This window comes from Trinickia symbiotica, from assembly GCF_002934455.1.
GTDB lineage: Bacteria > Pseudomonadota > Gammaproteobacteria > Burkholderiales > Burkholderiaceae > Trinickia > Trinickia symbiotica.
Genome location: NZ_PTIR01000007.1, coordinates 218,499 through 242,802, shown reverse-complemented (window position 1 = coordinate 242,802; position 24,304 = coordinate 218,499). Strand labels below are relative to the sequence as shown.

Genomic DNA, 24,304 nt, shown 5'->3' with positions numbered 1-24,304 from the left:
TGGGAAGAGCGATGGCGTTTGCGGGCCAATTGCCGTCGCTAGCGCAACAGATACGGAATCTCGACTTTCACGGCACCGGTCGGGCAGTCGCGCTCGCACGGCATGCAGTACCAGCATTCGTCGAACTGCATATAGGCCTTGCCCTTCGTCATGTCGATCGCAAGCAGATCGAGCGGGCATACGTCGACGCAGACGGTGCAGCCCTTGTCGGCAATGCAAAGGTCCTCGTCTATCGTCACCGGAGCGCTCGTGCGCTGAAAGATTTCGTGCGGGGTGTGGGGCATATGAGGCTCCTCAATGGGCCGCGGCTTCGGCAAGGCCGGCCGGTTCGCGAATCCGCAACATCTCATACGCGCTTCGCTCTTCGTTTGCGAGCGGGACGATGTACGGCTCGATTTCGCGCTTCTTGCTCGCCATCCGGCCGTCCGCATCCTTGTAGAGATGCGTATGGCAAAACCACTCGGCGTCGTTTCGATGCGGGTAGTCGACGCGATGGTGGTATAGCCCCCACCGGCTTTCGGTCCGAAACAGCGAAGCGCGGGCGGCCATTTCCGCGCAGTCGCGAATCGCGCGCACTTCGGCCGCCCGCATGAGCTCGTGCGGGTTGTTCGCCTTGATCGACTCGATGTCCTCGGCGATCTCGTCGAATCGCTGCAGCGCGATTTCCATCTTGCGTGTCACCTTCGGCGGCTGGAGATAGTCGTTCACCATCCGGCGCAACTTGTACTCGACCTGCATCGGCGCAAGACCGCTCTCACGCTCGAGAGGGCCATAGATACGCGCGCGTTCCGCCGCAACCTGCGCTTCGTCGATCGGCGTATGCGCGCGGCCTTCGACATCACGAGCAGCGTTTTCCCCCGCGAACCATCCGTAAGTGAACGCACCGAGCATGTAGTTGTGCGGGACCGCCGCCATGTCGCCGGCCGCGTACAGCCCAGACACCGTCGTCTCCGCTCGCGCGTTGACGTAGACGCCCGACGCGCTGTGTCCGCTGCAAAAGCCGATCTCGGAGATATGCATCTCGACCATCTGATGCCGGTAATCGGTTCCGCGACGCGCATGAAAGCGCCCCCTGCTCGGCCGCTCGTTCGTGTGCAGGATCTGCTCGATCGTCTGAATCGTCTCCTCGGCGAGATGATCGAGCTTCAGGAACACGGGGCCGTTGCCGCCTTGCAGCTCCTGATAGAACTCCCACATCATCTGTCCGCTCCAGTAATCGCATTCGATGAAGCGCTCGCCCTTGCCGTTGGCCGTGAAACCGCCGAGCGGGCCGGTCACGTAGGCGCAGGCCGGGCCGTTGTAGTCCTTGATGAGCGGGTTGATCTGAAAGCATTCCAGATTGGCGAGCGCGGCGCCCGCGTGATAGGCCATCGCATAGCCGTCGCCCGCGTTCGTCGGATTCTCGTAGGTGCCCATCAGATAGCCCGAGGCCGGCAAGCCGAGCCGGCCGGCCGCGCCGCAGCAGAGAATGACGGCCTTTGCGCGCACCACATAGAACTGCGCGGTTCGGCAATCGAAACCGAGCACGCCGTTCACCCGGCCTTCGCTATCCGTCATAAGCCGGGTCGCGACGATGCGATTGGTGATCTCGACGCGCGCACGCTTCAGTTGCCGATAGAGAATGCGTTTGATGTCGTGCCCCTCCGGCATCGGCAGCACGTACGACCCCATGTGATGAACCTTCTTGACCGCGTAGTCGCCGGTGCCGTCCTTTTCGAATTTCACGCCCCAGCGGTCGAGCTGCTCGATCGTCGTAAAGCTGTGCTTCGCATAGGCGTAGACGGCCTCCTGGTCGACGATGCCGTCGTTCGCGATCGTGATCTCGCGCGTGTATTGCTCAGGGGTTGCGTGGCCGGGAATGACCGCGTTGTTGAGCCCGTCCATGCCCATCGAGATCGCGCCGCTGCGCTTGACGTTGGCCTTTTCGAGCAACAGCACTCTCAAGTTTTTGTCGTGTTCCTTGGCCTTGACGGCCGCCATCGGTCCGGCCGTGCCGCCGCCCACCACCACGACGTCGTATTCGAGTACTTCGGTGTTCATCGCGCTTTCCTTGCGGGGTTGCGGCCTCTGTCCTTGTCGCGGTCGATGCGCAATCGATACTGGAATGCGTCGCCGCGGAAATAGAGGTATTCGTAATCGATCGGTTTTCCGCTTGCGTCGTGCGTCAGGCGCTCGATGCGCAACACGGGGCTGCCCTCCTCGACGCGAAGGGCATCGACGATGTCCTCGTCCGCGAGGATCGCGTCGATCGATACGTCCGCGTGGCCGAGCGACACGCCGCAGTCGTTTTCGAGGATGAGGAAGATGTCTCGCGTCGCAAGATCCGCGTTGGCGAGCCGCTTGCCGAGCGCCTCGGGCACCCATGTCAGCTCGAGCGAGACAGGCTCGCGGTTCAGCAGCCGCACGCGGTGGATTTGCGCAACCGGTGCGCCCTCCGGCAATGCGAGCCGCGCTGCGATATGGCGATCGGCCTTCACGATGCTGAAGCTGCGAAGCTGGTTGACGATTTCATAGCCCATCGACGACATGGCCTCCGCGAACCCTTGCAGCGACCGAATGTTCTGGAACGCCTTCGGCTTAGAGACGAACGTGCCCTTGCCATGCAGCCGAAAAACGAGGCCCTCCTTCTGCAAGTCGCCGAGCGCCTGCCGCACGGTGATGCGGCTCACGCCGTACATCGCGCACAGTTCGTGCTCCGACGACATTCGACTATGGGGGGGATACGTGCCGTCGAGGATGCGCGCGCGCAGCGCATCCTTGATCTGGACATATAGCGGCTGCGGCACCAGCGGCACGAGGTTGCTTCCGGTCATGTTCCACTTGTAATGACAAGATGAGACCGGAGTGTAGACAGGGCCGCGCGTGCGGCAAACGAAGCATTTCTGCTATCGATTTTCCACTTTTGAGGGAAACCCCACGGTTGCGGTACGAGGACTCGCGCCGGATATCATAGGGCTCCGAGCCGAATTTCGCGGCCGCCCGGCTCCCGTGCGACTCGACGGCAACCAGCGACTTCCACCGAGACTCCCATGAACTCCAGCGCAGACAGCTCTTCGCGCCACGCAATACGTCATCTCACGCAACTCGAGGCGCGCGTGGCAGGTGTCCTCTTCGAGAAGCAGTACACGGTGCCCGACACGTATCCGCTATCGCTCAACGCCTTGGTCTCCGGCTGCAATCAGAAAACGGCTCGCGTGCCGGTGATGAATGTCAGCGAGGCGGAGGTGCTGACCGCGATCGACGGCTTGAAGCGCCTGAGTCTGGTGCTGGAAGGCAGTAGCAGCCGCGTGCCGCGCTTCGAGCACAACATCAACCGCGTGCTCGGCATCCAAAGCCAAAGCGCCGCGTTGCTTGCGACGCTGGTGCTGCGCGGCCCGCAGACTGCCGCGGAATTGCGGCTCAACAGCGCGCGTCTGCACAACTTCGCCGATATTTCATCGGTCGAGGCATTTCTCGACGAACTCGCCAATCGCGAACCCCCGCTTACCGTCAAGCTGCCGCGCGCACCAGGTGAACGGGAGAGTCGCTGGATGCATCTGCTATGTGGTGAAGTCAGTGCAAGTGAAGCGCCTGAGCACGGCGGCAGCGAGGAAACCATCTCGCCAGCGGCGATCGAAGCACTGAGGGCCGAGCAAAAGGAGTTGATCGAGAAGGTGAACCGGCTGCAGGCGTTCGTCGAACGGATGGCCACGGAACTCGGAATCAATATCGACGACCTGATGCGTCGATCGTGAGCGCGGCGCGATGACGACCGCGCCCGCGCCCGCGCGGGCGACGAGCCCTATCGCCGCCGAACGCCCCTGCTTTCGAGCGCGCTGAGCAGGACGTTGGTCTGATCGAGCAACGTCGTATGGTAGACGCCCGGCAGTTCCATGTCGTCGGTGCGCGCCATCGCATCCTCGACGCCGCGCCGGAACGACCGGTCGATGTCGGCGCACTGCACAGCGGTCAATTGCGGCAGGACCGCATCGACGAATTTGCAGAGCACGACCATGCGCGCGCCGATGCGCGACACCGCCTCGCCGTACCCTTCGACCATCTCGGCCCACGACCCCACCATCTCACCCATGTTTTGCGCTGCCGACGTATACGTCAATAGGGCCGCCACCGCTTGCTTGTCGATGTCGCTCATGAAATCGTTCACTCGTCAGAAGGTCTGCCAGTCGGCACCAGCCGATTCGACGGCGGCCGGCGCCGAGACCGCCGGCGCGGCGTCTGCCGACTCGGCCGCTGCCGGCTTCACCGGCTTCAGCGCCGGCCGCTTGAGCGGTGCCGACGGCCTCGCGGGCGCACGTGCCGCGGGGCGAGCGGAAACCTTGGCCGATGTGAAGGCCGTCGCGCTCGTCGCGATCCGGAAGGCGGAAACGGCGCGTCCGAGCTCGCTGCCCTGGTCTTCGAGCGACTGAGCGGCGGCGGCGGCTTCCTCGACGAGCGCGGCATTCTGCTGAGTCACCTGGTCCATCTGCGTGATGGCCTGATTGACCTGCTCGATGCCGCGGCTCTGCTCGTCCGACGCGGCGGCGATCTCGCCCATGATGTCCGTCACACGGCTGATGGCCTGCGTCACTTCCGACATCGTCCGCCCGGCCTCCTCGACCTCCGTCATGCCGCCGCGAATCTTGTCGATCGAGGCGCCGATGAGTTCCTTGATTTCCTTGGCCGCGGCCGACGAGCGCTGCGCGAGGCTGCGCACCTCGCTCGCGACGACGGCGAAGCCCCGACCTTGCTCGCCGGCGCGCGCCGCTTCCACGGCCGCGTTCAACGCGAGAATGTTGGTCTGGAACGCGATGCCTTCGATGATGCCCGTGATGTCGCCGATCTTGCTCGAACTCTCGTTGATGTCGCTCATCGTGGCCACCACACGGCCCACCGCATCGTTCCCCTTGTCCGCGACTTCCGACGCATTGGCGGCGAGCCCGCTCGCCTGACGCGCATTGTCCGCGTTCTGCTTCACCGTCGCCGTCAGCTCTTCCATGCTGGATGCCGTCTCCTCGAGGGAGGCGGCCTGCTGCTCGGTGCGCGACGACAGGTCGGCGTTGCCGGCGCGCACTTCGCCTGCCGCGACGTTGATCGAGTCGGTCGAAGTCTTGATGGAGGAAACGACCGAGACGAGTTTGTCCTGCATGCCGGCGAACGCACGCATCAACGAGCCGACTTCATCGGTGGTCCGCGAGACGATCGTGCGTGTGAGGTCGCCGCCCGCAATCGCCTCGGCAAGCGCCACCGCCTCGCGCAGCGGCACCGCGATGAGCCGCGCGATCCACGTCGCAAAAACAAGCGCGAGCGCAATTGCCGCCAAGGTACCGGCGATCAGCACAATCTGCGTTTTCGTCTGCAGCGACTTGACCTCGGCCTCGCGCACGGAAAGCAGCGCAGACTCGTTGCCTGCCACTTCCGATAACGTCGCGCGCATCGCGTCCATTTGCGCCTTGCCCGTGTTTCCCTTGAACGACGCGATGAACTGGTCCATCGTCGTGCTGCCCGAGATCACGGTCTTGCGCTTGGCAAGCAGGTCGTCCGCAAAGCTCGACGCCCATTGTGTCTCCTGATTCTCGAGCTTGCGCAGCCGCTCTTGTTGCTGCGCGTTGTCGCTCGTGAGATTCCGGATCGTCGCCAAGTGCTGCTTGAACGATTCGCTGCCATTGCGGTACGGCTCGAGCATCGCATCGTCGCCGACGATCGCATAGCCGCGCAGACCCGTTTCCATATTGATGAGACTTTCGGTCAACGCGCGCGTCTCGTCGATTACCTGATAGGTGTGGACGTTCCATCGGTTCGCCTCCATCACCGACGAAAAGAATGAATAGAACGTAATGCCCAATATCACCAATATGGCAATGACGATGCCGAATGTAGCGTAAAGCTTCCGGGCAATGGAAAGGTTAGCGATGCTCATGCAATCTCCGAAACACAAGTGGCTGTCAAGCGGGCCATGCTCGATGCGAATCGCGCAATGACGGAGCGGTATTACGACCTGCATTCGTATTACTTTACGGTTGCTTTCGACGCTTTCCAGCGTCCTTACCTGAGATTCAGGATATCCCTACAACCACTCGCGGATGAATCAGCCGAGAATCGTTGGTTCTCGATTTCTTACCGATTCTTTTCACGCGAACTGGAATAGGACGCCTATCGATATTTGATGTCGCCCTGAAGGGATCCGGATTGGCGGTGAAACATCGGTCCCCAACCCCGACGCATCTAAGCGCCTTCGATGCGCCTCTCGTCTTGCAGGCGTTCGATCGCCGCCATCTTCAAAGCGGCTCGATCGATTTTGTTCGTCGCGGCGAGCGGAAATCCGTCGACGAACCAGACGCGGCGTGGGTGTTGATAGGCGGGAGCCTGCTCGAGCGCAAATCGTTTGACGTCGTCGGCGCTCAGTGCGGCGCCAGGCTTCACCTTCACGAACACGACCGGTTTTGTGCCCTTGATCTCGTCGACGACGGGCACGACACACGCCTGCTCGATAAGCGGATGGCGTTCCAACATTCGCTCGACGTCGCCGGGATAGATGTTCTCGCCGCCCGAGACGAACATGTCGTCGCGCCGGCCGATAAAGGTGTAGAAACCGTTCGCGTCGCGCTGAAACACATCCCCGGTTCGGTAATAGCCATCGGACGTGAACGGCAGCGGCAGGCCGGGCCGATTGTGATAGCCATTCATGAGGCCCGGGCTGCGCAGCTGCAACTCGCCCTCGTCGGCTTCGGCACCTGTCTCGTCGACGAGACGAAGATCGACGAGCGGATGCGCGGCGCCGACCGAGAGCGTCGGGGTCGGCAATCCCCGCGGGTGCGGGCCGAACACGACAGGACCGCCCTCGGTCGTGCCGTATGCGTTGATGATGCGTGCGTTGGGGAGCAGCTCATGAATCTGATCGAGCAACGCAGCGCTGACAGGCGCGGAGCCCATGCGAATGAAGCGCAACGACGACAAGTCGCTTTGCGTGAGCAATGCGCGCTCTTGCATCATCATCGCGATCATCGGCGGCACGGCCGTGAGCCATGTGCAACGCCATGCATCGATCGCGCGAATGTAGTTGGCCGCGTTGAATTGCGGCAGCATCACCATCGTCGAACACGCCGCGAGCGCGAGAAACGCAAGCGCCAGGGCATTCATATGAAAGAGCGGCGCCGCGATCAGCAGCCGCTCGCCGGCGAGCGGCTGCGATTGGAGGCGCGTGCGAACCACCCACCTATGACTCTCGTGCGAAAGCACCACGCCCTTGGGCCGGCCCGTCGAGCCCGACGTATAGAGGATCAGCGCCGCCTCGCGCGGCTCGGGTTCGATCGCTTCGAAACGTGCGCCGTGTGCGTCGGTATCATTGCAAGGGCTCGCGCCGGCAACGAACGCCGAAAAGGTCACGACGTTGGCGGGCGGCGGTTCGGACAACATGGCCGTGCCGCGTGCATCGAACACGACGCCCGGCAGCGTCGCGGGCACATGGTCGATTCGCGCGGCGTCGCAAAAGACGAGCCGGGCACCGCTATCCTCGATCACATCCTCGATGAGCGCCCGCGGAAAGCGGAAATTGATCGGCACGGCGACAAGGCCCGCACGCATGATGCCGAGCACGGCAGCGACGAAATGCGCCGAATTCGCGGCTAGGATCGCAATGCGATCCCCCCGATCGTATCGGCCGGCCAAGGTCGCAGCCACGCCGTCGGCGATCGCGTCGAGCGCACCGAAGGTATATCGAACGGGGTCCATCGCATCGTCAAGTTCGATCAGCGCCACGGCATCGGCATGCGCGCCGTTCTCGCGGTCGATCAACATGCCTAGGTTGTCCGATGGGGTCACGGGATGAACTCCAGCAACATGTCGAAGCGCGGCAGCGCAACGACGCTGCGCATGCCGTCGATTTCGACGGGCTGTCCTGCCGTGATCGCGCGCGTACCCGTCTCGTGCCATTGCGGCGTGCGGATCGTGATGGCGGCAAAGCGCGGCGATCGATCCTCGATCCGCGCGGCCGCGGCGCCGAAACGCGCAACGAAGTCCGCGCGCGTCCAGAAGGCCAACGAAAAATCTGACGTCGGTTCGCCAAGGCGCTCATAAGCTTCGCGGTCCGCGCCGATCAGATGGAGCTGCGCGAGCGCATAGGCCCCGTTTGCATGACTCCTCCACTGCTCGCGGAACACGAGTTCGGGCGTCAAATGCTGGCAGAAGTAGACCCGGCCGCCCGGCAACTGCCCCGGTGCGAGACGCACCGTCGTAAAGCGCGCATCGCCGAACGGCTCAACCGGGCGGGAGAAGGTTTGCGGTGAACCCGCATCGAAGCCCACGCGGCCTAGCCACTCGAAGGTCCGACGAGCGTCGTCGCTGCGAAACACCAGACCTTCGGGCCCGATCGGGCTCCCAACGATCTCCTCGCGAATCGTCTTGCCATCCGCCGGCAGACCGACCAGCTCGAGATAGTGGTCGTCGAACACGATCGTATGGTTGACGGACCCGAGCGTGTGGTAGCCGCGCGGCGTCACCGTAAAGCCGAGCTGGGCGAAAAGCGTCGCGGCCGCGTCGATATCGAAGCGCGCGTTGACGACGAGATGATCGAGCGTCACGCCTTGCTTGCCGCGGGCGGCGCCGAAGGTGTCGCGCTCGCGTATGTCCCGCGGCCGCTCGCGACGAGCTTACCGTCCGCATCGTAGACATAGGCCTCGGCTGTCGAGACTTGTCCGCCGAAGCGAACGACCTTGCCGGTCACGCGCAAATCGCCCGGGAAGGCGGCGCGATGGTAATCGACACGCAAATCGATCGTCGGTACGCCACGCCCGGTCTTCGAGACGAGCGCCCAGTCCGCGGCGAGATCGACGAGCGCGGCAAGAATGCCGCCGTGCGTATAACGCTTCTCGGGGTTCACGACCCACTCGTCGCGCCATGTGGCCGCGAGCTCGATCTCGCCCTCGCCCACGGATAGCACCTTGAGCCCCAGCCAGTCGTGAAACGGGGCGCGCCGCAGACGCGCCTCGATCTCGCGCGCATCGGGCAGCGCTTTCGCATCCGCGTTTTCGGTCATCTTCGCTTCCTCGAATTGAATGGGAATGCGTCCGGTTGGATCGGAATGGTTCGATGTGCGATTCAGGGATTGACGACGACCTTGCCGAGGACCTCGCGGTCGCGAATCAGACGCAAGCCTTCGGCGGCCTCGCCGAGCGACAGCACGCGGTCTATCGACGGCTTCAGTTCGCCTCGCGCAATCTGCTCGACGAGCGCGCGCAAGTTGTCGTCGTAGAAGCTGTTCGAGCCGATCACTTTGAGCTCGAAGCTCCAGATGTAGCGCAGGTCTTCCTTCGGATCGTGGCCGGCCGTCGCGCCGCAGACGAGCAGCGTGCCGCCGCGCTTGAGGCACTTGAGCGACGGCACCCATGTTTCGCCGCCCGTGAAGTTCACGACGACATCGACGCCGCCCTCATAGTTGCGCCGCTGCGGCTTGCCATAGTGCTCGATCGCCCATTTCGAAAAATCGGTCGTCCGATAGTTGACGACATGGTCGGCGCCGAGCGCCTTCAGCTGCGCTGCCTTCTCGTCGCTGCCGGCGCAGGCGATCACCTCGGCGCCGAGCTGCTTCGCAAGCAACAGCGACGCCGTGCCGACGCCGCCACTCGCGCCGAGGATCAGCACACGATCGCCGGCCTTGACGGTGCCGTGCGTGACGAGCATGCGGTGAGCGGTGCCATAAGCCACCGGCAACGCCGCCGCTTCGTTGAAGCCGACCGCGTCGGGTAGCGCGATGAGCTGTGCCGCGGAGACGGCACAATACTCGGCCATGCCGCCGTCGAGCATCTCGCCCATCAATCCCTTCTCACGATTGAGCGGGTTCACGAGCACGCGATCGCCCGTCTTCCAGCCGTCGACACTATCACCGACCTGGACGATCTCGCCCGCCATATCGAGCCCGATCACCACCGGCAGCGGTACTTTGATGCCAGGCATGCCCTTCACCGTGAAGACGTCGTGATAGTTGAACGATGACGCGCGCACGCGGATGACGACGCCATCGGACGCGGCGCGCGGCACAGGCTTGTCGCTCACGACCGCGAGCTGATCGAGCTCGCCGTGCGCAAGCAGGACGAGCGCTTTCATCGTCGACGGAAGGGAGGATGCCATATAGGACTCCTAATGGTTATCGAATGAACTCATCTAACGCGGGCCGAGCCTGGTCTCCGGTCGAATGCTGGCGCGTGGATCAGGCGTCGATCACCGCCGCAGCTCCGCAACCGAGAAGACCGGCAGCGATGCTCCGGCGCTCGACAGGCTGGCATAAACCTTTTCCATCGTCATGTCGCGAAAGGTCTCGATATGACGGCGTGCGATTGTTTCGGCCCGGCGCTCGTCGCCCGCCTCGAACGCCTCGATCATCGCGTTGTGGTCATGCTTGATCTCAGGCTTCGTGCCCTGCACGCCGAAGCCAAGCGCGACGAGTCGCGTCATCTCATCGAGCAGATTCGCGAGTGCGCGATGCAAACGTTCGTTGCCGCTTGCCCGCGCAATCGTCAGATGGAACTCGCGGTTCGCATCGAGGAAGACGCCGATCTGATCCGACAGCTCTCGCTCGGGGTGAGGGACACGGCAGGCGGCCTCGAGCCTTCTCAGGAGCGGTACGTCCACGCGGCCGCACGCGAGCCGCGCGGCGAGCGGCTCGAGCTGCACGCGTAGCGCGAACACCTCCTCCACGTCGCGCAGCGTGATCGGCGCGACGCGATAGCCCTGACGCGGCATCGAGCGGACGAAACCTTCGTGCACGAGCCGCACGAGCGCGATGCGACAGCTGTTCTTGCCGATCTGATAGGCGCTCATCAACTGGCTTTCGGTCAGCGTCGAGCCGGGCATGAAGCGGCACGAGAGGATGTCCCGGCGGATTCGCTCGTACGCGTCGTCCCCGCGCGATACCGCTGCCGCGGAAACGACCGCTTCGGATACCTCGTCGCACAATGCCGGCTCGGCGGTTTCGGATTCTTGGGTCATCGGTGGATCGAGTCGTCGTGAGCTGCTCACGACAGTGTTGTGGGAGAACCAAGCACACATCGTAGGATGATGCGCCGGTTTAGACAAAGAAAAATTTTTGCGAAAGGCTCGTCAGGTTCTTGCAATCGTGAGCCGCTCAGCGATGTTTCCCGCCCGCGGCGGGCGGTGCTTTGTGAGTTCTGAAACCGATTATTTCGGCTGCGGACGCGGGCGCTCGTCGGCGTGCTACGTCAGCGCGATCCGCGTGCCACGTCTTGTTACACACCCACACATCGGTAATACGGTCGCTCCCTAAACTGAGCGCACCACTCACCCACGGGGACTTTCATGAAGCGGATCATCGGCTGGATGCTGGCGGCGGCATTTCTCGCAGGCGCGCTGAGCGGTTGCATCATCGTGCCGGACGACGGTTACCACCACCACCATCATCATGACTGGGACGATCGCTATTGATGATCGATCAGTTCGTCTGCTCGACGGGCGTCAGCCGCAGCACGAGTTTGTGCGTCAACCTCAAGACGGTCATCTCGACCACGCGGTCGATCCGCGATGCATCGAGTGTGCGCTGCAAGGCGTCGATGCCGTCGACCGGGATGCCGTCGATCGCGACGATCGTATCGTCGACACGCACGCCGCCTTCGGCCGCGGGGCTACCTTTGATGACTTCCATCACGCGCACGCCCGTCGTACCCGGCAATTCGAAGTAGCGCTGCACCTTGCGCGGGATCGGCACAGTCGTGCCGGCCACGCCGATATGCGCCCGCCGCACGCGCCCGTAGGCGAAGAGCTGCATGATCACCCACTTTGCCGTATCGATCGCCGTTGCGAAGCAGATGGCCTGTGCGCCGGGGATGATCGCGGTGTTGACGCCGACCACCTGGCCCGCCGAGTTGACGAGCGGTCCGCCCGAATTGCCGGGATTGAGCGCGGCATCGGTCTGGATCACGTCGTAGATCATGCGGCCCGATATCGATCGCAGCGAACGGCCGAGCGCGGAAACGACGCCCGTCGTCACCGTTTGCGCGAGGCCCAGCGGGTTGCCGACCGCGATGGCGATCTGCCCGACGCGCAGCTTCGACGATTCGCCGAGCTCCGCATGCGGCAGCGGCTCCGCCGAGCCGATACGCAAGACGGCGAGATCCGTGCTCGGATCGTCGCCCACGATGCTGGCTTCGTGCGTGGAACCATCCGCGAGCGTCACGCGAACGGACGTGGCGCCGTGAACGACGTGGCTATTCGTCAAAAGATAGCCGTCCGGAGTGAACAGAAATCCCGATCCGCTTCCCCCGCGTGCACCGCGCCGCCCGGTCTCTCCGGGTGCGCTGCGGTCTACAGAGATGAACACGACGGCCTGCTGCACGTGCTCGAGCGCGCCGATGACGGTGCGCGAGTAGGCGTCGAGCAGCGCATCGTCGTCTTGGCCTGACAGGTTGCTCGCGGTGCCCGCTATGTCGTCGCCGGATGTACCGCGCGCAAGGTCGTCGATAAAGGCTGGACGGCTTCCCATGATCAGCGATCCTGAAAAGAAACAGTGGCTGCCAGATGCGGGGGAAGCGATGCGATTTCAAGGGGTGCACCCGGCGTCGCACGAAAACACAAGCCCGCGCAAAAACGCGCGGGCTTGTCGATCGGATTGGCGGTGCAGCCGCGGCTGATTGGCCGTCCGGCACATTGCACCGCCTCACGCTGAGCTTACATGCCGAAATAGATCGACTTCGCGCCGGCGTTGTTCGTGGACACGCTCGAGTGAGCGACAGCGCCCGTCACGCCACCGACGTCTTGTGCCGGCGTTTGCACGTTGCCATTGGCAGCCGCGATGCGCGCTTGCGCGGCTTGAAGATCGGCGGGGTAGTACGGGTCCGTCCCGGCGTTGGGACGATAGCCGGCCGCCTCGAGTTGCTGCAGCTCCGCCTTGACTTGCGCGCGAGTAACGGGTTGAGCGTCCTGGGCAAACGAAGCGACGGGAGCCGCAACTGCGACAGCAACGATAACAGCCTTGATGAGCGAGTTCATGATCGATTCCTCCGAAACTTGGTTTTCCTGAATGCCGCTGAGATCGTCATCAGCAGCGGGTGATTGAAGTCTACGGAGGTGAAGACTCGCGATAAATACGCGATTCGCAACAACACTTTCGCAAAAAACGATAACAATCGGCGCGCTTGTGTCGCTCTATCGGCCCCTTCGTTTGCTCAGGCGAACGTCACGTTGGGCAGCAAACGCATTCCCGAACCGATCACCGATCTCACACGCGCCGCGCGTCGTCATGCAAGTAGGCGCGAATCACATCGGCGAAGGTGCGGTCGCCGCGCAAGCCGAGCGATTCCGCGCGCGACGCATCGCATCGGCCGGGCCAGCTCGCGACGATCCGTTCAATGCGCTCGTCACGCCGCCATATGATCCGCGAGACGATGGCGTCGCCCGCGACTTCGCGCAACGCGTCGACCATCTCCTCCACGCTGACCGAAAGACCGGGCAGATTCAGGACCGGGCGATCGCCAAAAGCGCGCTGCTCGAGTTCATATACCCCTATCAGCGCGTCGATCGCGGCGCGCGGCGAGAGCAGCCACAAGCGCGTCCTGGGCTCGACGGGGCAGATGGTCTCGACGCCCGCAAGCGGCTCGCGAACGATGCCGCTCGCGAACGACGACGCCGCCGCGTTGGGCCGGCCCGGTCTAACACTGATCGTCGGAAGTCGCACGGCGCGACCTTCGATAAAGCCGCGCCGCGCATAATCGCAAACCATCAGCTCCGTCATCGCCTTTTGCGTACCGTAGGACGACTGCGGATTGAGCGCCGTGTCGTCGCCCACGACGTCCGGCAGCGTGCCACCGTAGACGGCCACCGAGCTCGCGAAGACGACCCGCGGACGATGCCCTCGTGCTCGACATATATCGAGCAGCAGCCGCGAAGCGTCGAAGTTGATGCGCATGCCGAGCTCGAAATCGGCTTCGGCCTGGCCGCTCACGATGGCGGCGAGATGAAAAATCGCGTAGGTGTCCGAATCGATGGCGGCTTCGAGGACATCGCGTTGCGAGATGTCGCCGGTGTGGACGCACACGCGGGCGTCGCCCATGTCGGGCGCGGCGGCAACGTCGAGCAGCACGAGCTGCGAGATCGGCTGTGGCTTACCGTCCGGACCGGCGAGAATGCCGCGTTCGAGCAGCTTGCGCGCAAGACGTTGGCCGAGAAAACCCGCGCCTCCCGTGATCAATACTTTCATTGAGCGTCCTCTTGGTTATGCGTGTCCGCGATACGGCGCGAACCATCTGAGCCCTTCGGACGTGCCCGCGCGCGGCCGATATTCGCAACCGATCCATCCGTCGTAGCCGAGAGCGTCGATGCATTCGAATACATAGGGATAGTTGATCTCGCCGGTATCGGGTTCGTGCCGCTCCGGCACCCCGGCAATCTGGATGTGGCCGATGCCGCCGATATCGCGCTTGAGCTTCACGGCGAGATCGCCCTCCATGATCTGGCAGTGATAGCAGTCGAACTGGACGAGCAGATTCGTCGCGTCGAGCTCGCGGCGGATCGCCTGGCCTTCGTCCTGGCGGTTGAGAAAATATCCCGGCATGTCGCGCGTATTGATGGGCTCGATCAGAATCGTGATGCCAGCCGAACGCGCCGCTTTTGTCGCATGCTCGAGATTACGCAGGTAGACGTCTCGATGACGGACGCGATCGTCGTTGGCACTGACGAGCCCCGCCATCACATGCAGCTTTTTGTTGCCGATGACGGCCGCATACTCGAGCGCCGTCTCGATACCGCGCTCGAACTCGTCTTCGCGCCCCGGCAGCGCGGCGATACCGCGCTCGCCGCTGGCCCAGTCTCCGGGCGGGGCGTTGAAAAGCGCCTGCACGAGCCCATGCGCGTCGAGCCGCGCCTTGATTTCGGGCGCGGCAAAATCATACGGAAAAAGGTACTCGACCGCCTTGAAGCCGTCCTTCGCCGCCGCGGCGAAGCGTTCGAGAAACGGAACCTCGTTGTACATCAAGCTCAGATTCGCAGCAAAGCGCGGCATGGTGCGGTTCCTCGGATAGCTATTCGATGATGCCGGGAAAGATCTTGATGACGGCCGAATCGTCCTCGCCCCCGTGCCCCGCGCTCGAAGCCATCATGAACATCTGGTGCGCGGCCGCCGAGAGCGGCAGCGGAAACTTGCTGCGTCGCGCGGTATCGAGAACGAGGCCGAGATCCTTCACGAAGATATCGACCGCGGAAAGCGGCGTGAAATCGCCGGCAAGAATATGCGGCACGCGATTCTCGAACATCCACGAGTTGCCGGCGCTGTTCGTAATCACCTCGTAAAGCGCTTGCGGGTCGACGCCTTCGCGGATGCCGAGCGCCATGGCCTCGGCCGCGGCCGCGATATGCACGCCGGCCAAAAGCTGATTGACGATCTTGACCTTGGAGCCGATGCCGTGCTCGGCGCCGAGCCGGTAGACCTTCGTCGCGATCGCGCTCAGCACATCCTCGCATTTCTCGTAGGCGGCGGCCGGACCCGAGGTCATCATCGTCATCTGGCCCGACGCCGCCCGCGCGGCGCCGCCCGAAACCGGCGCATCGAGCATCTGAAGGCCCGCCGCTTCGACGCGCTTGCCGAGCGCAGCCGCGAACTCCGGACCCACGGTCGCGCTCGCGATCACGACACCGCCGCGCGCCATCGCGGGCACCGCGCCTTGTTCGCCGAAGAGCACTGTTTCCGTCTGTGCCGCATTGACGACGAGCGTCAGCACCACTTCGCAACGCTGCCCCAGTTCCGCCGGCGTCGCGCAGGCTACGCCGCCTTGCGCCGCGAACGCATCGAGCGCGTCGCGACGCAGGTCGCACGCGTGGGCCGCGAAGCCCGCGCGCAGCAGCGACTGTGCAACGCCCGCGCCCATGGCGCCAAGTCCGATGACACCGATATTTCTCGACATGTTGTACCTCTATCGACGTTGAGAACTGCTACCCAAGACCCGCCGCCGCGACCCGGCGAGCCGCCGCGATATTTTATCTGGAGTGCTTCACCTGGAGTCGCCCAACCCGGACATACCCTTAGACAATCGGGGCCGTGACGGGCGACCCATCAACGGGTTCGCCGCAATCGATCGAAATGGGCACCATACACCGCTCGTTTCGAGGAATTGATCCAACGGACCCGCGACTACACTTCTTCTCATGGGGTGCGGCATCGACCCCATCCGCGCGCTCCCCTCGCGTGGGCAGTTCAGCAGTGCCGGAAATCAAGGCCATGCCAACAGCAGTAGCAGTTCGAAAAGCAGTTCAGTAGTGGCAGCAGCGCGCAGCCGCGACAGGTTGTCGATTCACGCGGGCGCGATCGGCAGTACACGGGTTGCAGTTCGTAGTTGGCAGTACTGACCATGTCGATTCAGCAGTTGATGTAAAGCATTCGCGTCCAGAATGGCGGCCGCGGCGCCGAAGGTCGGCGCCGCCTGGCTGTCAGGCGCAACGGGGTATCAGAGCAGCGAAGAGACCAACGGGGGTATCGAATACGTAGTCAACGAGTAGTCCCGACTCAGTCGTTCGAGCCGCTTGCACCGGAAACGGTGGAAGCGGCTCTTTGTTTTCGATCGTGCGATCGGCCAACACGGTGCCCGGACGGCGCGCCCGCCCCTCTCTTCGCGCGCTACTTCCATCCTTCGAGCCTGAGCGTCGAGCGTACGAGACGCTGCTCTTCCTGCTCGATCTCTCTCAGGCAGAGCGCCACAGTTCGGATATGGTCGCTTGCCGCGCGCCGAGCCTGCTCGGGCATCTTGCCCACGACGGCGTTGTAAAGCCGGGCATGTTGCCGGTCGATCGTGTGCTTTTCGGCTTCGCGGTGATACAGGTTGTTGACCGATGCGAAGACCGAACTGAGGAGCAAGTCCGTCAGCGAACGAAGCGTATGCACGAGGATAGGGTTATGTGACGCCTCGCAGATCGCAAGGTGAAACGCGTGGTCGAGACGCGCATGCGTCTCGGCGTCGCGCTCGCCCGCACTCGTGTCGATCATTTCCTCGTACCGGCGCTTGATGAGCACGTAGTCGGCGGAGGTGCCGCGCAGCGCGGCAAGCCGCGCCGATTCGCCCTCGAGCAGCCCGCGCACCTCGAAGAGGTCGTAGAGCGTGCGCGGCTGCGAAGCAAGCAAATGCATCATCGGCGTCGTATGTTCGCGCGAGGCGAGGCGCGCGACGAACGAGCCGCGCCCCTGCTCCGTCTCGATGATGCCGCGCGCGCGCAGCAGCTTGAGCCCCTCGCGCAATGCGGTACGCGAAACGCCGAGCTTCTCCGTCAAGCGCCGCTCGGACGGCAATGCCTGCCCTTCTTTCAAAACGCCGTCGACGATCAAGGTTTCGATCCGCTCAGCGACGACGTCAGCGACCCGCCTGGCCGCCCTCTCTTCGAGTCTCTGTTCCACTGGTATGACCACCTGCGCTCAATCTGGGCGACGCGTTTGCATCGCGCTCCCATGCCGCTAATGATAAGCGCCGTCTGACCATCCTCGCAAAGAGGTCATCCAAAAACTGGTATGACCACCAGACTTCCCCATGGACAGATGGGGCAACCCCGTACAACAATCATTCGCACCACAAGGGAACATCATCGAATGAGCTTCACCTATGACGAAAGAATCGACGGCGCCTTGCCGCCGGTCGATCGCGAGGCGCTGATCGCCGCGCTGCATCGCCTTTCACCGACCATGGAAGTCCTGCACGAGCCGGAACGGCTGCGCCCTTACGAGTGCGATGGGCTCTCGGCCTACCGCACGGTGCCGCTTTGCGTCGTGCTGCCCGAGACGGTCGACGAGGTCTGCGCCGTGCTCGAGCTCGCCGCGAAGCGGGGCGTGCCTGTCGTTGCGCGCGGCGCCGGCACCGGTCTCTCGGGCGGGGCGCTGCCCCTCGAAAAAGGCATCCTGCTCGCCATGTCGAAGTTCAACCGCATTCTCGAGATCGATGCATCGGCCGGTATCGCGCGGGTTCAGCCCGGCGTGCGCAATCTCGCGATCTCGCAGGCGGCCGCGCCGTACGGCCTTTATTACGCGCCCGATCCTTCGTCGCAAATCGCCTGCTCGATCGGCGGCAACGTCGCCGAGAACGCTGGCGGCGTGCATTGCCTCAAGTACGGGCTCACCGTGCACAACATTCTCGCGGTCGACATCGTCACCATCGACGGCGAACGCATGACGCTCGGCGCCGCATCGCTCGATAGTCCCGGCTTCGACCTGCTCGCGCTCTTCACGGGCTCGGAGGGCATGCTCGGCGTCGTCGTCGAAGTGACGGTCAAGCTGCTGCCCAAGCCGCAATGCCAAAAGATGCTGATGGCGAGCTTCGACGACGTCGAGACGGCCGGCAACGCCGTTGCCCGGATCATCGGCGCCGGCATCATTCCGGGCGGGCTCGAGATGATGGACAACCTCGCCATCCGGGCCGCCGAGGACTTCATCCATGCGGGCTACCCCGTCGACGCCGCGGCGATTCTGCTTTGCGAGCTCGACGGCGCGGCGAGCGACGTCGACGAAGATCTGGCGCACGTGAGCGAGCTGCTGGCAAGCGCCGGCGCGGTCGAAATCCGGATCGCGCGCGATGAAGCGGAACGCCTGCGACTTTGGGCGGGCCGCAAAAACGCGTTTCCCGCGGTCGGCCGGCTAGCGCCCGATTACTACTGCATCGACGGCACGATTCCACGCCGCGAGTTGCCCGGCGTGCTGAAAGGGATCGCGGCCCTTTCGGACGAATACGGCTTGCGCGTCGCCAATGTCTTTCATGCCGGCGACGGCAACCTTCACCCGTTGATCCTGTTCGACGCGAATCGACCTGGCGAGCTCGAGCGCACCGAAGCGCTGGCCGGCAAAATCCTCGAACTCTGCGTGGCCGTGGGCGGCAGCATCACCGGTGAACATGGGGTGGGCCGCGAGAAGATCAACCACATGTGCGTGCAGTTTTCGAGCGACGAAATCGAGTTCTTCCACGCCGTCAAGGCCGCATTCGATCCGTCTCGCCTTTTGAACCCGGGCAAGAACATCCCGACGCTGCATCGCTGCGCCGAGTTCGGCGGCATGCACGTGCACCACGGCAACGTGCCGTTCCGCGAGCTGGAGCGCTTCTGATGCGACGAGAGTTCAACTCGACCGACGGCAGCGAAGCGCTCGTCGAAGCCGTGCGCGCCGCCATCGACAAGCGCACGCCGCTCGCGATCCGCGGCGGCGGCACGAAGGCTTTCCTCGGCCGACCGGTCGATGGGCACGACGGCCGCGCGGTGCCGATCGATACGACCGCTCACGCCGGCATCGTCAGCTACGATCCGACCGAGCTCGTCATCACGGCTCGCGCGGGCACACGGCTCGCCGATCTCGAGGCCGCGCTCGACGAAGCCGGGCAGATGCTGGCCTGCGAGCCTCCCACGTTCGACGGCCGCGCAACGGTCGGCGGCATGGTCGCCGCGGGCCTGTCCGGGCCGCGCCGCCCATGGGCCGGCGCCGTGCGCGATTACGTGCTCGGGTGCCGCGTCGTGACGGGTCACGGCAAGCACCTGCGCTTCGGCGGCCAGGTCATGAAGAACGTCGCCGGCTACGATGTTTCGCGCCTTCTCGCGGGCAGCTTCGGCTGCCTCGGAATCATCACCGAAGTCTCGCTGAAAGTCGTGCCGAAGCCGCGCGCCACGGCCGATCTCGCGCTCGACATGCCGCCCGAGGCCGCCCTGCCCAAGCTGGCAGGCTGGCTGCGAGAAGGCGTGCCGATCGCAGGCGCCTGCTTTGACGACGGCATGCTCCGGCTGCGGCTCGAAGGCGGCGCGGGTTCGGTGCGCGACGCGCGGGCGCGCTTGGGCGGCGTCGTGTCGGATGGTGCGTTCTGGGCCGCGCTGCGCGCGTTCGCCTTGCCGTTTTTCGCGCGTCCCGAGCCGCTTTGGCGGCTCTCCGTGCCTGCCTCGGCCCCGCTCGTCGAACTGCCGGGCAAGCCATTGCTCGACTGGGGCGGCATGCAGCGCTGGCTCAAAACCGACGCGCCGCCCCGCGTCGTGCGCGATGCGGTGCGTGCGCTCGGCGGACATGCCACCTGCTTCACGCCCGAGCTCGTGGATGAACCGTTCGAGCCGCTTTCCCCCGCGCTCCTGCGCATTCATCGACAGTTGAAGGCGCAACTCGATCCCCACGGGATCTTCAACCCCGGCCGCCTCTACGCCGGACTCTGAACGCCCGGCGCTGAACGCACCGCGGCTGAAAAGACGACCACGCGAACACCCGAATCCGATTACCCAAATCGATGCAAACCACTCTGAGTGAAGAAGCCCGGTCGATCGCCCGGGCCGACGAAGCCGAAGCGATCTTGCGAGCCTGCGTCCATTGCGGCTTCTGCAACGCGACTTGCCCCACCTATCAAGTGCTCGGCAACGAGCTCGACGGTCCGCGCGGCCGCATCTATCTGATCAAGCAGCTGCTCGAGGGCAAGCCGGTCGGCGCCACGACGCAAACCCATCTCGACCGCTGCCTCACCTGCCGCAACTGCGAGACGACCTGTCCGTCGGGCGTCCGCTATCACACGCTGCTCGACATCGGCCGCGCCGAAGTCGAACGGCGCAGCGAGCGTCCCGTGAAAGAGCGGCTGCTTCGCGCCGGCTTGCGCCGCGTCGTGCCGAACTCGTCGCTCTTCGCCAAGCTTTTGACGGCGGGCCGCGCGGTGCGCCCGCTCTTGCCCGGCTCGCTGCGCCGGAAGATTCCCGCGTCGGCCGCTCGCGCGTTGCCGCGGCCGCCGGTACGGCATGCACGGCGCGTCCTGCTGCTCGAGGGCTGCGTCCAGCCGTCGCTCTCGCCCAACACGAACGCGGCGGCCGCGCGCGTGCTCGACAGGCTCGGCATCAGCGTGAAGCCCGCCCGCGAGGCCGGCTGCTGCGGCGCGGCCGAATATCATCTCAACGCGCAGGACGCCGGGCTACAGCGCGCGCGGCGCAACATCGACGCCTGGTGGCCGGCGATCGAGGCCGGCGCCGAAGCGATCGTGCTGACGGCGAGCGGCTGCGGCGCCTTCGTCAAGGAGTACGGCGATCTGTTGCGCGACGACGCGGCCTATTCGGCGAAAGCGCGACGCGTGAGCGAGCTTGCGCGCGACCTCGTCGAAGTCCTCGCGGTCGAGCCCGTCGAGGCGCTGCAGCCGCCCGGCTCGACCGGGAAGGATCGCGCCCACCGCGCGGGCCGTATCGCCGTGCATTGCCCGTGCACGCTGCAGCACGCGCAAAAGCTCGGCGGCAGCGTCGAAGCGCTGCTGCGGCGCCTCGGCTTCGATCTCACCGAAACGGCCGACGGACACCTGTGCTGCGGCTCGGCCGGCACCTATTCGATCACTGAGCCCCAACTGGCCCGCACGTTGCGCGACAATAAGCTCGACGCGCTCGAAGCCGGCGGTCCCGACACGATCGTGACGGCCAATATCGGCTGCCAGACGCATCTGAACGGTGCTGGCCGCACGCCCGTGCGGCACTGGATCGAACTCGTCGACGCATCGCTGGCGTCCTCCTGAATCGAGATTCGTCGATCGACATCGGCAAGCACGGACGCCCGCGCCAGATCAGTCAGTAGTCCGAAGAGAAAAGAGAGAATCGAGATGAATACGAAATCCGTACTCGGCGTCGCCGAGGTCAACGACATCCTCACCGCGGCGCGCGCCGAAGCCGAACGGCACGGCTGGGCGGTGGCGATCGCGGTCGTCGACGACGGCGGCCATCCGCTCGGCCTGCTGCGCCTCGACGGCGCCCCGCCGAGCAGCGCTTATATGTCGACGGAGAAGGCACGTACCTCGGCCCTCGGCCGGCGAGAATCGAAAGCTTATGAGGATATGATCAATGGCGGACGCTACGCCTTCCTCAGCGCGCCGCTCGCCGGTACGCTCGAAGGCGCGGTGCCCATCGTCGTCGATGGGCAGTGCGTCGGCGCGGTCGGCGTATCGGGCGTGAAGTCGGACCAGGATGCGCAAATCGCCAAGGCCGGCGCCGCAAGCGTCACGCAGCGTGCCGCCTGAGGCCCCCTTCAACAACAACCCCATACGCATGACCATCATGAGCAATCTGACCGACCTTCACGGCTTGCGCGTCGACGACGCGCTCGTCCGCTTCATCGAAGACGAAGCGCTGCCCGGCACCGGCGTCGATCGCGACGCATTCTGGCAAGGGTTCTCGGCGATCGTCCACGATCTCGCGCCGAAAAACCGCGCGCTGCTCGCGGAGCGCGACCGTCTGCAGACGGCTCTCGACGAGTGGCACCGCGCGCATCCCGGCCCCGTGACCGATCCGCATGCCTATCGCGCCTTCCTCGAGCAGATCGGCTACCTCGCACCCGCGCCTCAGCGGGTGCAGGTGACGACCTCGAACGTCGACGTCGAGATCGCCGAGCAAGCCGGCCCACAACTCGTCGTGCCGCTCTCGAACGCCCGGTATGCGCTCAACGCGGCGAACGCGCGCTGGGGCAGCCTCTATGACGCGCTTTACGGCACCGACGCATTGCCCGAGGACAATGGCGCGGCGCGGGGTGGCGCTTACAACCCGATTCGCGGGACACAGGTGATTCAATACGCGCGCGCGTTCCTCGATCGCGCCGCGCCGCTCGAGAACGGCTCGCATCGTGACGCGACGCGCTATGCGGTAGTCGATGGCGTGCTCACCGTCAGCACGGCGAAGGGCGCGACGAAGCTCGCCACGCCGGCCCAGTTCGTGGGCTTTCTCGGCGAGCCCGATGCGCCGACGGCCGTCCTGCTGAAGCACAACGGGTTGCACATCGAGATTCAGATCGACGAGGAGACGCCGATCGGCCGCACGGATCCCGCGCATGTGAAAGACGTGCTGCTCGAGGCCGCCGTGACGACGATCATCGATTGCGAGGACTCGGTGGCCGCCGTCGACGCGGACGACAAAGTCGCCCTCTATCGCAACTGGCTGGGCCTTATGCAGGGCACGCTCACCGAGGAGGTCACGAAGGGCGGCAAGACGTTCGTGCGCCGCTTGAACGCGGACCGCAGCTATCGCACGCCGGACGGCAAGACGCTGACCTTGCATGGACGCTCGTTGCTTTTCGTGCGCAACGTCGGCCATTTGATGACGAACGGCGCCGTGCTCGATCGCGATGGCAACGAAATTCCCGAAGGCATTCTCGATGCGGTGGTGACGACGCTTTGCGCGCTCCACGATCGCGCGAGCAAGCTCAACTCGCGCACGGGCTCGATCTACATCGTGAAGCCCAAGATGCACGGCCCGGCCGAAGTCGCGTTTGCCGGGGAGCTGTTCGATCGCGTCGAGGATCTCTACGGTCTGCCGCGTAACACGTTGAAGATGGGCATCATGGACGAGGAGCGCCGCACGAGCGTGAACCTCGCCGCCTGTATCGCAGCGGCCAGCGCGCGCGTCGCGTTCATCAACACGGGCTTCCTCGATCGCACCGGCGACGAGATGCATTCGGCGATGGAAGCCGGCCCGATGTTCAGGAAAGGCGACATGAAGACGTCGACGTGGATCTCGGCCTACGAGCGCCACAACGTGCTCGTCGGCCTCGCCTGCGGGCTGCGCGGCCGCGCGCAGATCGGCAAGGGGATGTGGGCGATGCCCGACCTGATGCATGCGATGCTCGAGCAAAAGGCCGCGCAACTGCGCGCGGGCGCCAACACGGCCTGGGTCCCGTCGCCGACGGCCGCCACGCTGCACGCGCTCCACTATCACGATGTCGACGTCCAGGCAGTGCAAAAAGAGCTCGAGAACATCGACTATGCGAGCGAGCGCAGCGCACTCATCGACGGCCTCTTGACCGTGCCCGTCGTCGAGCGCGCCCAGTGGTCGCAAGAGGATATCCGTCGTGAAGTCGAGAACAACGCGCAGGGCATTCTCGGTTACGTGGTGCGCTGGATCGATCAGGGTGTCGGCTGCTCGAAGGTGCCCGACATTCATAACGTCGGCCTCATGGAAGACCGCGCGACGCTGCGCATTTCGAGCCAGCACATCGCGAACTGGCTGCGCCACGGGATCGTCGACGAAGCGTTCGTGAAGGAAGTCTTCGAGCGCATGGCCACCGTCGTCGACAAGCAGAACGCCGGCGATCCGAACTACCGGCCGATGGCGCCCGACTATGCGGCTTCCGTCGCATTCAAGGCGGCCTGTGCGCTGGCGCTGCAAGGCCGTGCGCAGCCGAGCGGCTATACCGAGCCTTTGCTGCATCGGTTCAGGCTCGAGATCAAGAAATCCGCGCGGCACTGAAAGTCACGCCATATTCCTCTCGGGAAGCCGCATTTGCGCTTCATACCGTGCCTGCCGCCCTTGCTCAAAGGGCGGTTTTTTTTGAGCCCGCTTGTTATAATCCGATCACGTCATCGATACAAATATAACGCTCCGC

Annotated in this window: 23 protein-coding genes; 7 read left to right on the top strand and 16 right to left on the bottom strand. The window is 64.4% G+C overall.

The annotated features are described in order from the left end of the window. Window positions 1–38: 38 nt before the first annotated feature. Genes B0G57_RS13000 through B0G57_RS12990 form a run of 3 tightly spaced genes read right to left on the bottom strand, consistent with a single transcriptional unit; the run spans window position 39 to window position 2,813 of the window. Window positions 39–284: a 4Fe-4S dicluster domain-containing protein gene (locus tag B0G57_RS13000; protein WP_018443795.1), complete on the bottom strand. Its 246-nt coding sequence runs from the start codon at window positions 282–284 to the stop codon at window positions 39–41. Between the two features lie 10 nt (window positions 285–294). Beyond that, complete coding sequence (locus B0G57_RS12995) at window positions 295–2,040, bottom strand: fumarate reductase/succinate dehydrogenase flavoprotein subunit (RefSeq protein ID WP_018443794.1); 1,746 nt, start codon at window positions 2,038–2,040, stop codon at window positions 295–297. After that, window positions 2,037–2,813, bottom strand: a complete 777-nt coding sequence (locus tag B0G57_RS12990; RefSeq protein WP_018443793.1) for a GntR family transcriptional regulator — start codon at window positions 2,811–2,813, stop codon at window positions 2,037–2,039. Before B0G57_RS12990 ends, B0G57_RS12995 begins: the two co-directional genes overlap by 4 nt. A gap of 216 nt (window positions 2,814–3,029) precedes the next feature. On the opposite strand from B0G57_RS12990, the gene B0G57_RS12985 reads away from it, so the two are divergent. Further along, window positions 3,030–3,734, top strand: a complete 705-nt coding sequence (locus B0G57_RS12985) for a YceH family protein (RefSeq protein ID WP_018443792.1) — start codon at window positions 3,030–3,032, stop codon at window positions 3,732–3,734. A 47-nt stretch (window positions 3,735–3,781) separates the two neighbouring features. Here the strand turns inward: B0G57_RS12985 and B0G57_RS12980 are convergent, their stop codons facing one another. From B0G57_RS12980 to B0G57_RS12950, 7 genes are all read right to left on the bottom strand, one after another. Further along, window positions 3,782–4,132, bottom strand: a complete 351-nt coding sequence (locus tag B0G57_RS12980; protein WP_223258650.1) for a hypothetical protein — start codon at window positions 4,130–4,132, stop codon at window positions 3,782–3,784. Window positions 4,133–4,147: 15 nt separating this feature from the next. Then, window positions 4,148–5,896: a methyl-accepting chemotaxis protein gene (locus B0G57_RS32125; protein ID WP_026230248.1), complete on the bottom strand. Its 1,749-nt coding sequence runs from the start codon at window positions 5,894–5,896 to the stop codon at window positions 4,148–4,150. 305 nt (window positions 5,897–6,201) lie between these two features. Further along, entirely contained in the window at window positions 6,202–7,773 is a 1,572-nt protein-coding gene (locus B0G57_RS12970) for a class I adenylate-forming enzyme family protein (RefSeq protein WP_018443789.1), read from the bottom strand. A gap of 20 nt (window positions 7,774–7,793) precedes the next feature. Then, complete coding sequence (locus tag B0G57_RS12965) at window positions 7,794–8,555, bottom strand: VOC family protein (protein ID WP_018443788.1); 762 nt, start codon at window positions 8,553–8,555, stop codon at window positions 7,794–7,796. Further along, a complete protein-coding gene (locus B0G57_RS12960; protein WP_018443787.1) occupies window positions 8,552–9,010 on the bottom strand; it encodes a PaaI family thioesterase in 459 nt (152 codons plus the stop codon). The genes B0G57_RS12965 and B0G57_RS12960 overlap by 4 nt, the downstream gene beginning before the upstream one ends. A 62-nt stretch (window positions 9,011–9,072) precedes the next feature. Next, on the bottom strand, window positions 9,073–10,077 hold the full coding sequence (locus B0G57_RS12955) for a zinc-binding dehydrogenase (RefSeq protein ID WP_026230246.1): 1,005 nt from the start codon (window positions 10,075–10,077) through the stop codon (window positions 9,073–9,075). A gap of 114 nt (window positions 10,078–10,191) precedes the next feature. Next, window positions 10,192–10,959, bottom strand: a complete 768-nt coding sequence (locus tag B0G57_RS12950) for a GntR family transcriptional regulator (RefSeq protein ID WP_018443785.1) — start codon at window positions 10,957–10,959, stop codon at window positions 10,192–10,194. A gap of 327 nt (window positions 10,960–11,286) precedes the next feature. Between B0G57_RS12950 and B0G57_RS32120 the strand changes: the two genes are divergently transcribed. Beyond that, window positions 11,287–11,412, top strand: coding sequence for a hypothetical protein (locus tag B0G57_RS32120; protein WP_018443784.1), 126 nt, complete (start codon window positions 11,287–11,289; stop codon window positions 11,410–11,412). Window positions 11,413–11,419: 7 nt separating this feature from the next. Here the strand turns inward: B0G57_RS32120 and B0G57_RS12945 are convergent, their stop codons facing one another. The 6 genes from B0G57_RS12945 to glcC form a co-directional block, all read right to left on the bottom strand. Further along, window positions 11,420–12,466: a S1C family serine protease gene (locus B0G57_RS12945; protein ID WP_018443783.1), complete on the bottom strand. Its 1,047-nt coding sequence runs from the start codon at window positions 12,464–12,466 to the stop codon at window positions 11,420–11,422. A 185-nt stretch (window positions 12,467–12,651) separates the two neighbouring features. Next, complete coding sequence (locus B0G57_RS12940; RefSeq protein WP_018443782.1) at window positions 12,652–12,972, bottom strand: DUF4148 domain-containing protein; 321 nt, start codon at window positions 12,970–12,972, stop codon at window positions 12,652–12,654. A 229-nt stretch (window positions 12,973–13,201) separates the two neighbouring features. Next, window positions 13,202–14,179 (bottom strand): D-erythronate dehydrogenase, encoded by a 978-nt coding sequence (gene denD, locus B0G57_RS12935; protein WP_018443781.1) that lies wholly within the window; start codon window positions 14,177–14,179, stop codon window positions 13,202–13,204. Window positions 14,180–14,194: 15 nt separating this feature from the next. Continuing rightward, window positions 14,195–14,980 (bottom strand): 2-oxo-tetronate isomerase, encoded by a 786-nt coding sequence (gene otnI / locus B0G57_RS12930; RefSeq protein ID WP_018443780.1) that lies wholly within the window; start codon window positions 14,978–14,980, stop codon window positions 14,195–14,197. Between the two features lie 19 nt (window positions 14,981–14,999). Further along, a complete protein-coding gene (gene ltnD, locus B0G57_RS12925; RefSeq protein ID WP_020566551.1) occupies window positions 15,000–15,878 on the bottom strand; it encodes an L-threonate dehydrogenase in 879 nt (292 codons plus the stop codon). Window positions 15,879–16,588: 710 nt separating this feature from the next. After that, window positions 16,589–17,359: a transcriptional regulator GlcC gene (gene glcC, locus B0G57_RS12920; RefSeq protein ID WP_018443777.1), complete on the bottom strand. Its 771-nt coding sequence runs from the start codon at window positions 17,357–17,359 to the stop codon at window positions 16,589–16,591. 189 nt (window positions 17,360–17,548) lie between these two features. Here glcC and glcD point away from each other — a divergent pair, with 189 nt between their 5' ends. The 5 genes from glcD (at window position 17,549) to B0G57_RS12895 (ending at window position 24,168) form a co-directional block, all read left to right on the top strand. After that, complete coding sequence (gene glcD, locus B0G57_RS12915) at window positions 17,549–19,048, top strand: glycolate oxidase subunit GlcD (protein WP_018443776.1); 1,500 nt, start codon at window positions 17,549–17,551, stop codon at window positions 19,046–19,048. Next, window positions 19,048–20,130 carry a glycolate oxidase subunit GlcE gene (glcE, locus tag B0G57_RS12910; RefSeq protein WP_018443775.1) on the top strand — a complete coding sequence of 361 codons (1,083 nt, stop codon included), beginning with the start codon at window positions 19,048–19,050 and terminating at the stop codon, window positions 20,128–20,130. Before glcD ends, glcE begins: the two co-directional genes overlap by 1 nt. A 71-nt stretch (window positions 20,131–20,201) precedes the next feature. Beyond that, window positions 20,202–21,452 carry a glycolate oxidase subunit GlcF gene (gene glcF, locus B0G57_RS12905; protein ID WP_018443774.1) on the top strand — a complete coding sequence of 417 codons (1,251 nt, stop codon included), beginning with the start codon at window positions 20,202–20,204 and terminating at the stop codon, window positions 21,450–21,452. Window positions 21,453–21,536: 84 nt separating this feature from the next. Beyond that, a complete protein-coding gene (locus B0G57_RS12900) occupies window positions 21,537–21,950 on the top strand; it encodes a GlcG/HbpS family heme-binding protein (protein WP_018443773.1) in 414 nt (137 codons plus the stop codon). Between the two features lie 46 nt (window positions 21,951–21,996). Then, window positions 21,997–24,168: a malate synthase G gene (locus tag B0G57_RS12895; RefSeq protein ID WP_026230245.1), complete on the top strand. Its 2,172-nt coding sequence runs from the start codon at window positions 21,997–21,999 to the stop codon at window positions 24,166–24,168. Window positions 24,169–24,304: the final 136 nt, after the last annotated feature.

Coding starts and splice junctions, on each gene's coding strand:
- B0G57_RS13000 (WP_018443795.1), bottom strand. CDS start 284: ATGCCCCACACCCCGCACGAAATCTTTCAGCGCACGAGCGCTCCGGTG.
- B0G57_RS12995 (WP_018443794.1), bottom strand. CDS start 2,040: ATGAACACCGAAGTACTCGAATACGACGTCGTGGTGGTGGGCGGCGGC.
- B0G57_RS12990 (WP_018443793.1), bottom strand. CDS start 2,813: ATGACCGGAAGCAACCTCGTGCCGCTGGTGCCGCAGCCGCTATATGTC.
- B0G57_RS12985 (WP_018443792.1), top strand. CDS start 3,030: ATGAACTCCAGCGCAGACAGCTCTTCGCGCCACGCAATACGTCATCTC.
- B0G57_RS12980 (WP_223258650.1), bottom strand. CDS start 4,132: ATGAGCGACATCGACAAGCAAGCGGTGGCGGCCCTATTGACGTATACG.
- B0G57_RS32125 (WP_026230248.1), bottom strand. CDS start 5,896: ATGAGCATCGCTAACCTTTCCATTGCCCGGAAGCTTTACGCTACATTC.
- B0G57_RS12970 (WP_018443789.1), bottom strand. CDS start 7,773: ATGTTGATCGACCGCGAGAACGGCGCGCATGCCGATGCCGTGGCGCTG.
- B0G57_RS12960 (WP_018443787.1), bottom strand. CDS start 9,010: ATGACCGAAAACGCGGATGCGAAAGCGCTGCCCGATGCGCGCGAGATC.
- B0G57_RS12955 (WP_026230246.1), bottom strand. CDS start 10,077: ATGAAAGCGCTCGTCCTGCTTGCGCACGGCGAGCTCGATCAGCTCGCG.
- B0G57_RS12950 (WP_018443785.1), bottom strand. CDS start 10,959: ATGACCCAAGAATCCGAAACCGCCGAGCCGGCATTGTGCGACGAGGTA.
- B0G57_RS32120 (WP_018443784.1), top strand. CDS start 11,287: ATGAAGCGGATCATCGGCTGGATGCTGGCGGCGGCATTTCTCGCAGGC.
- B0G57_RS12945 (WP_018443783.1), bottom strand. CDS start 12,466: ATGGGAAGCCGTCCAGCCTTTATCGACGACCTTGCGCGCGGTACATCC.
- B0G57_RS12940 (WP_018443782.1), bottom strand. CDS start 12,972: ATGAACTCGCTCATCAAGGCTGTTATCGTTGCTGTCGCAGTTGCGGCT.
- denD (WP_018443781.1), bottom strand. CDS start 14,179: ATGAAAGTATTGATCACGGGAGGCGCGGGTTTTCTCGGCCAACGTCTT.
- otnI (WP_018443780.1), bottom strand. CDS start 14,980: ATGCCGCGCTTTGCTGCGAATCTGAGCTTGATGTACAACGAGGTTCCG.
- ltnD (WP_020566551.1), bottom strand. CDS start 15,878: ATGTCGAGAAATATCGGTGTCATCGGACTTGGCGCCATGGGCGCGGGC.
- glcD (WP_018443776.1), top strand. CDS start 17,549: ATGAGCTTCACCTATGACGAAAGAATCGACGGCGCCTTGCCGCCGGTC.
- glcE (WP_018443775.1), top strand. CDS start 19,048: ATGCGACGAGAGTTCAACTCGACCGACGGCAGCGAAGCGCTCGTCGAA.
- glcF (WP_018443774.1), top strand. CDS start 20,202: ATGCAAACCACTCTGAGTGAAGAAGCCCGGTCGATCGCCCGGGCCGAC.
- B0G57_RS12900 (WP_018443773.1), top strand. CDS start 21,537: ATGAATACGAAATCCGTACTCGGCGTCGCCGAGGTCAACGACATCCTC.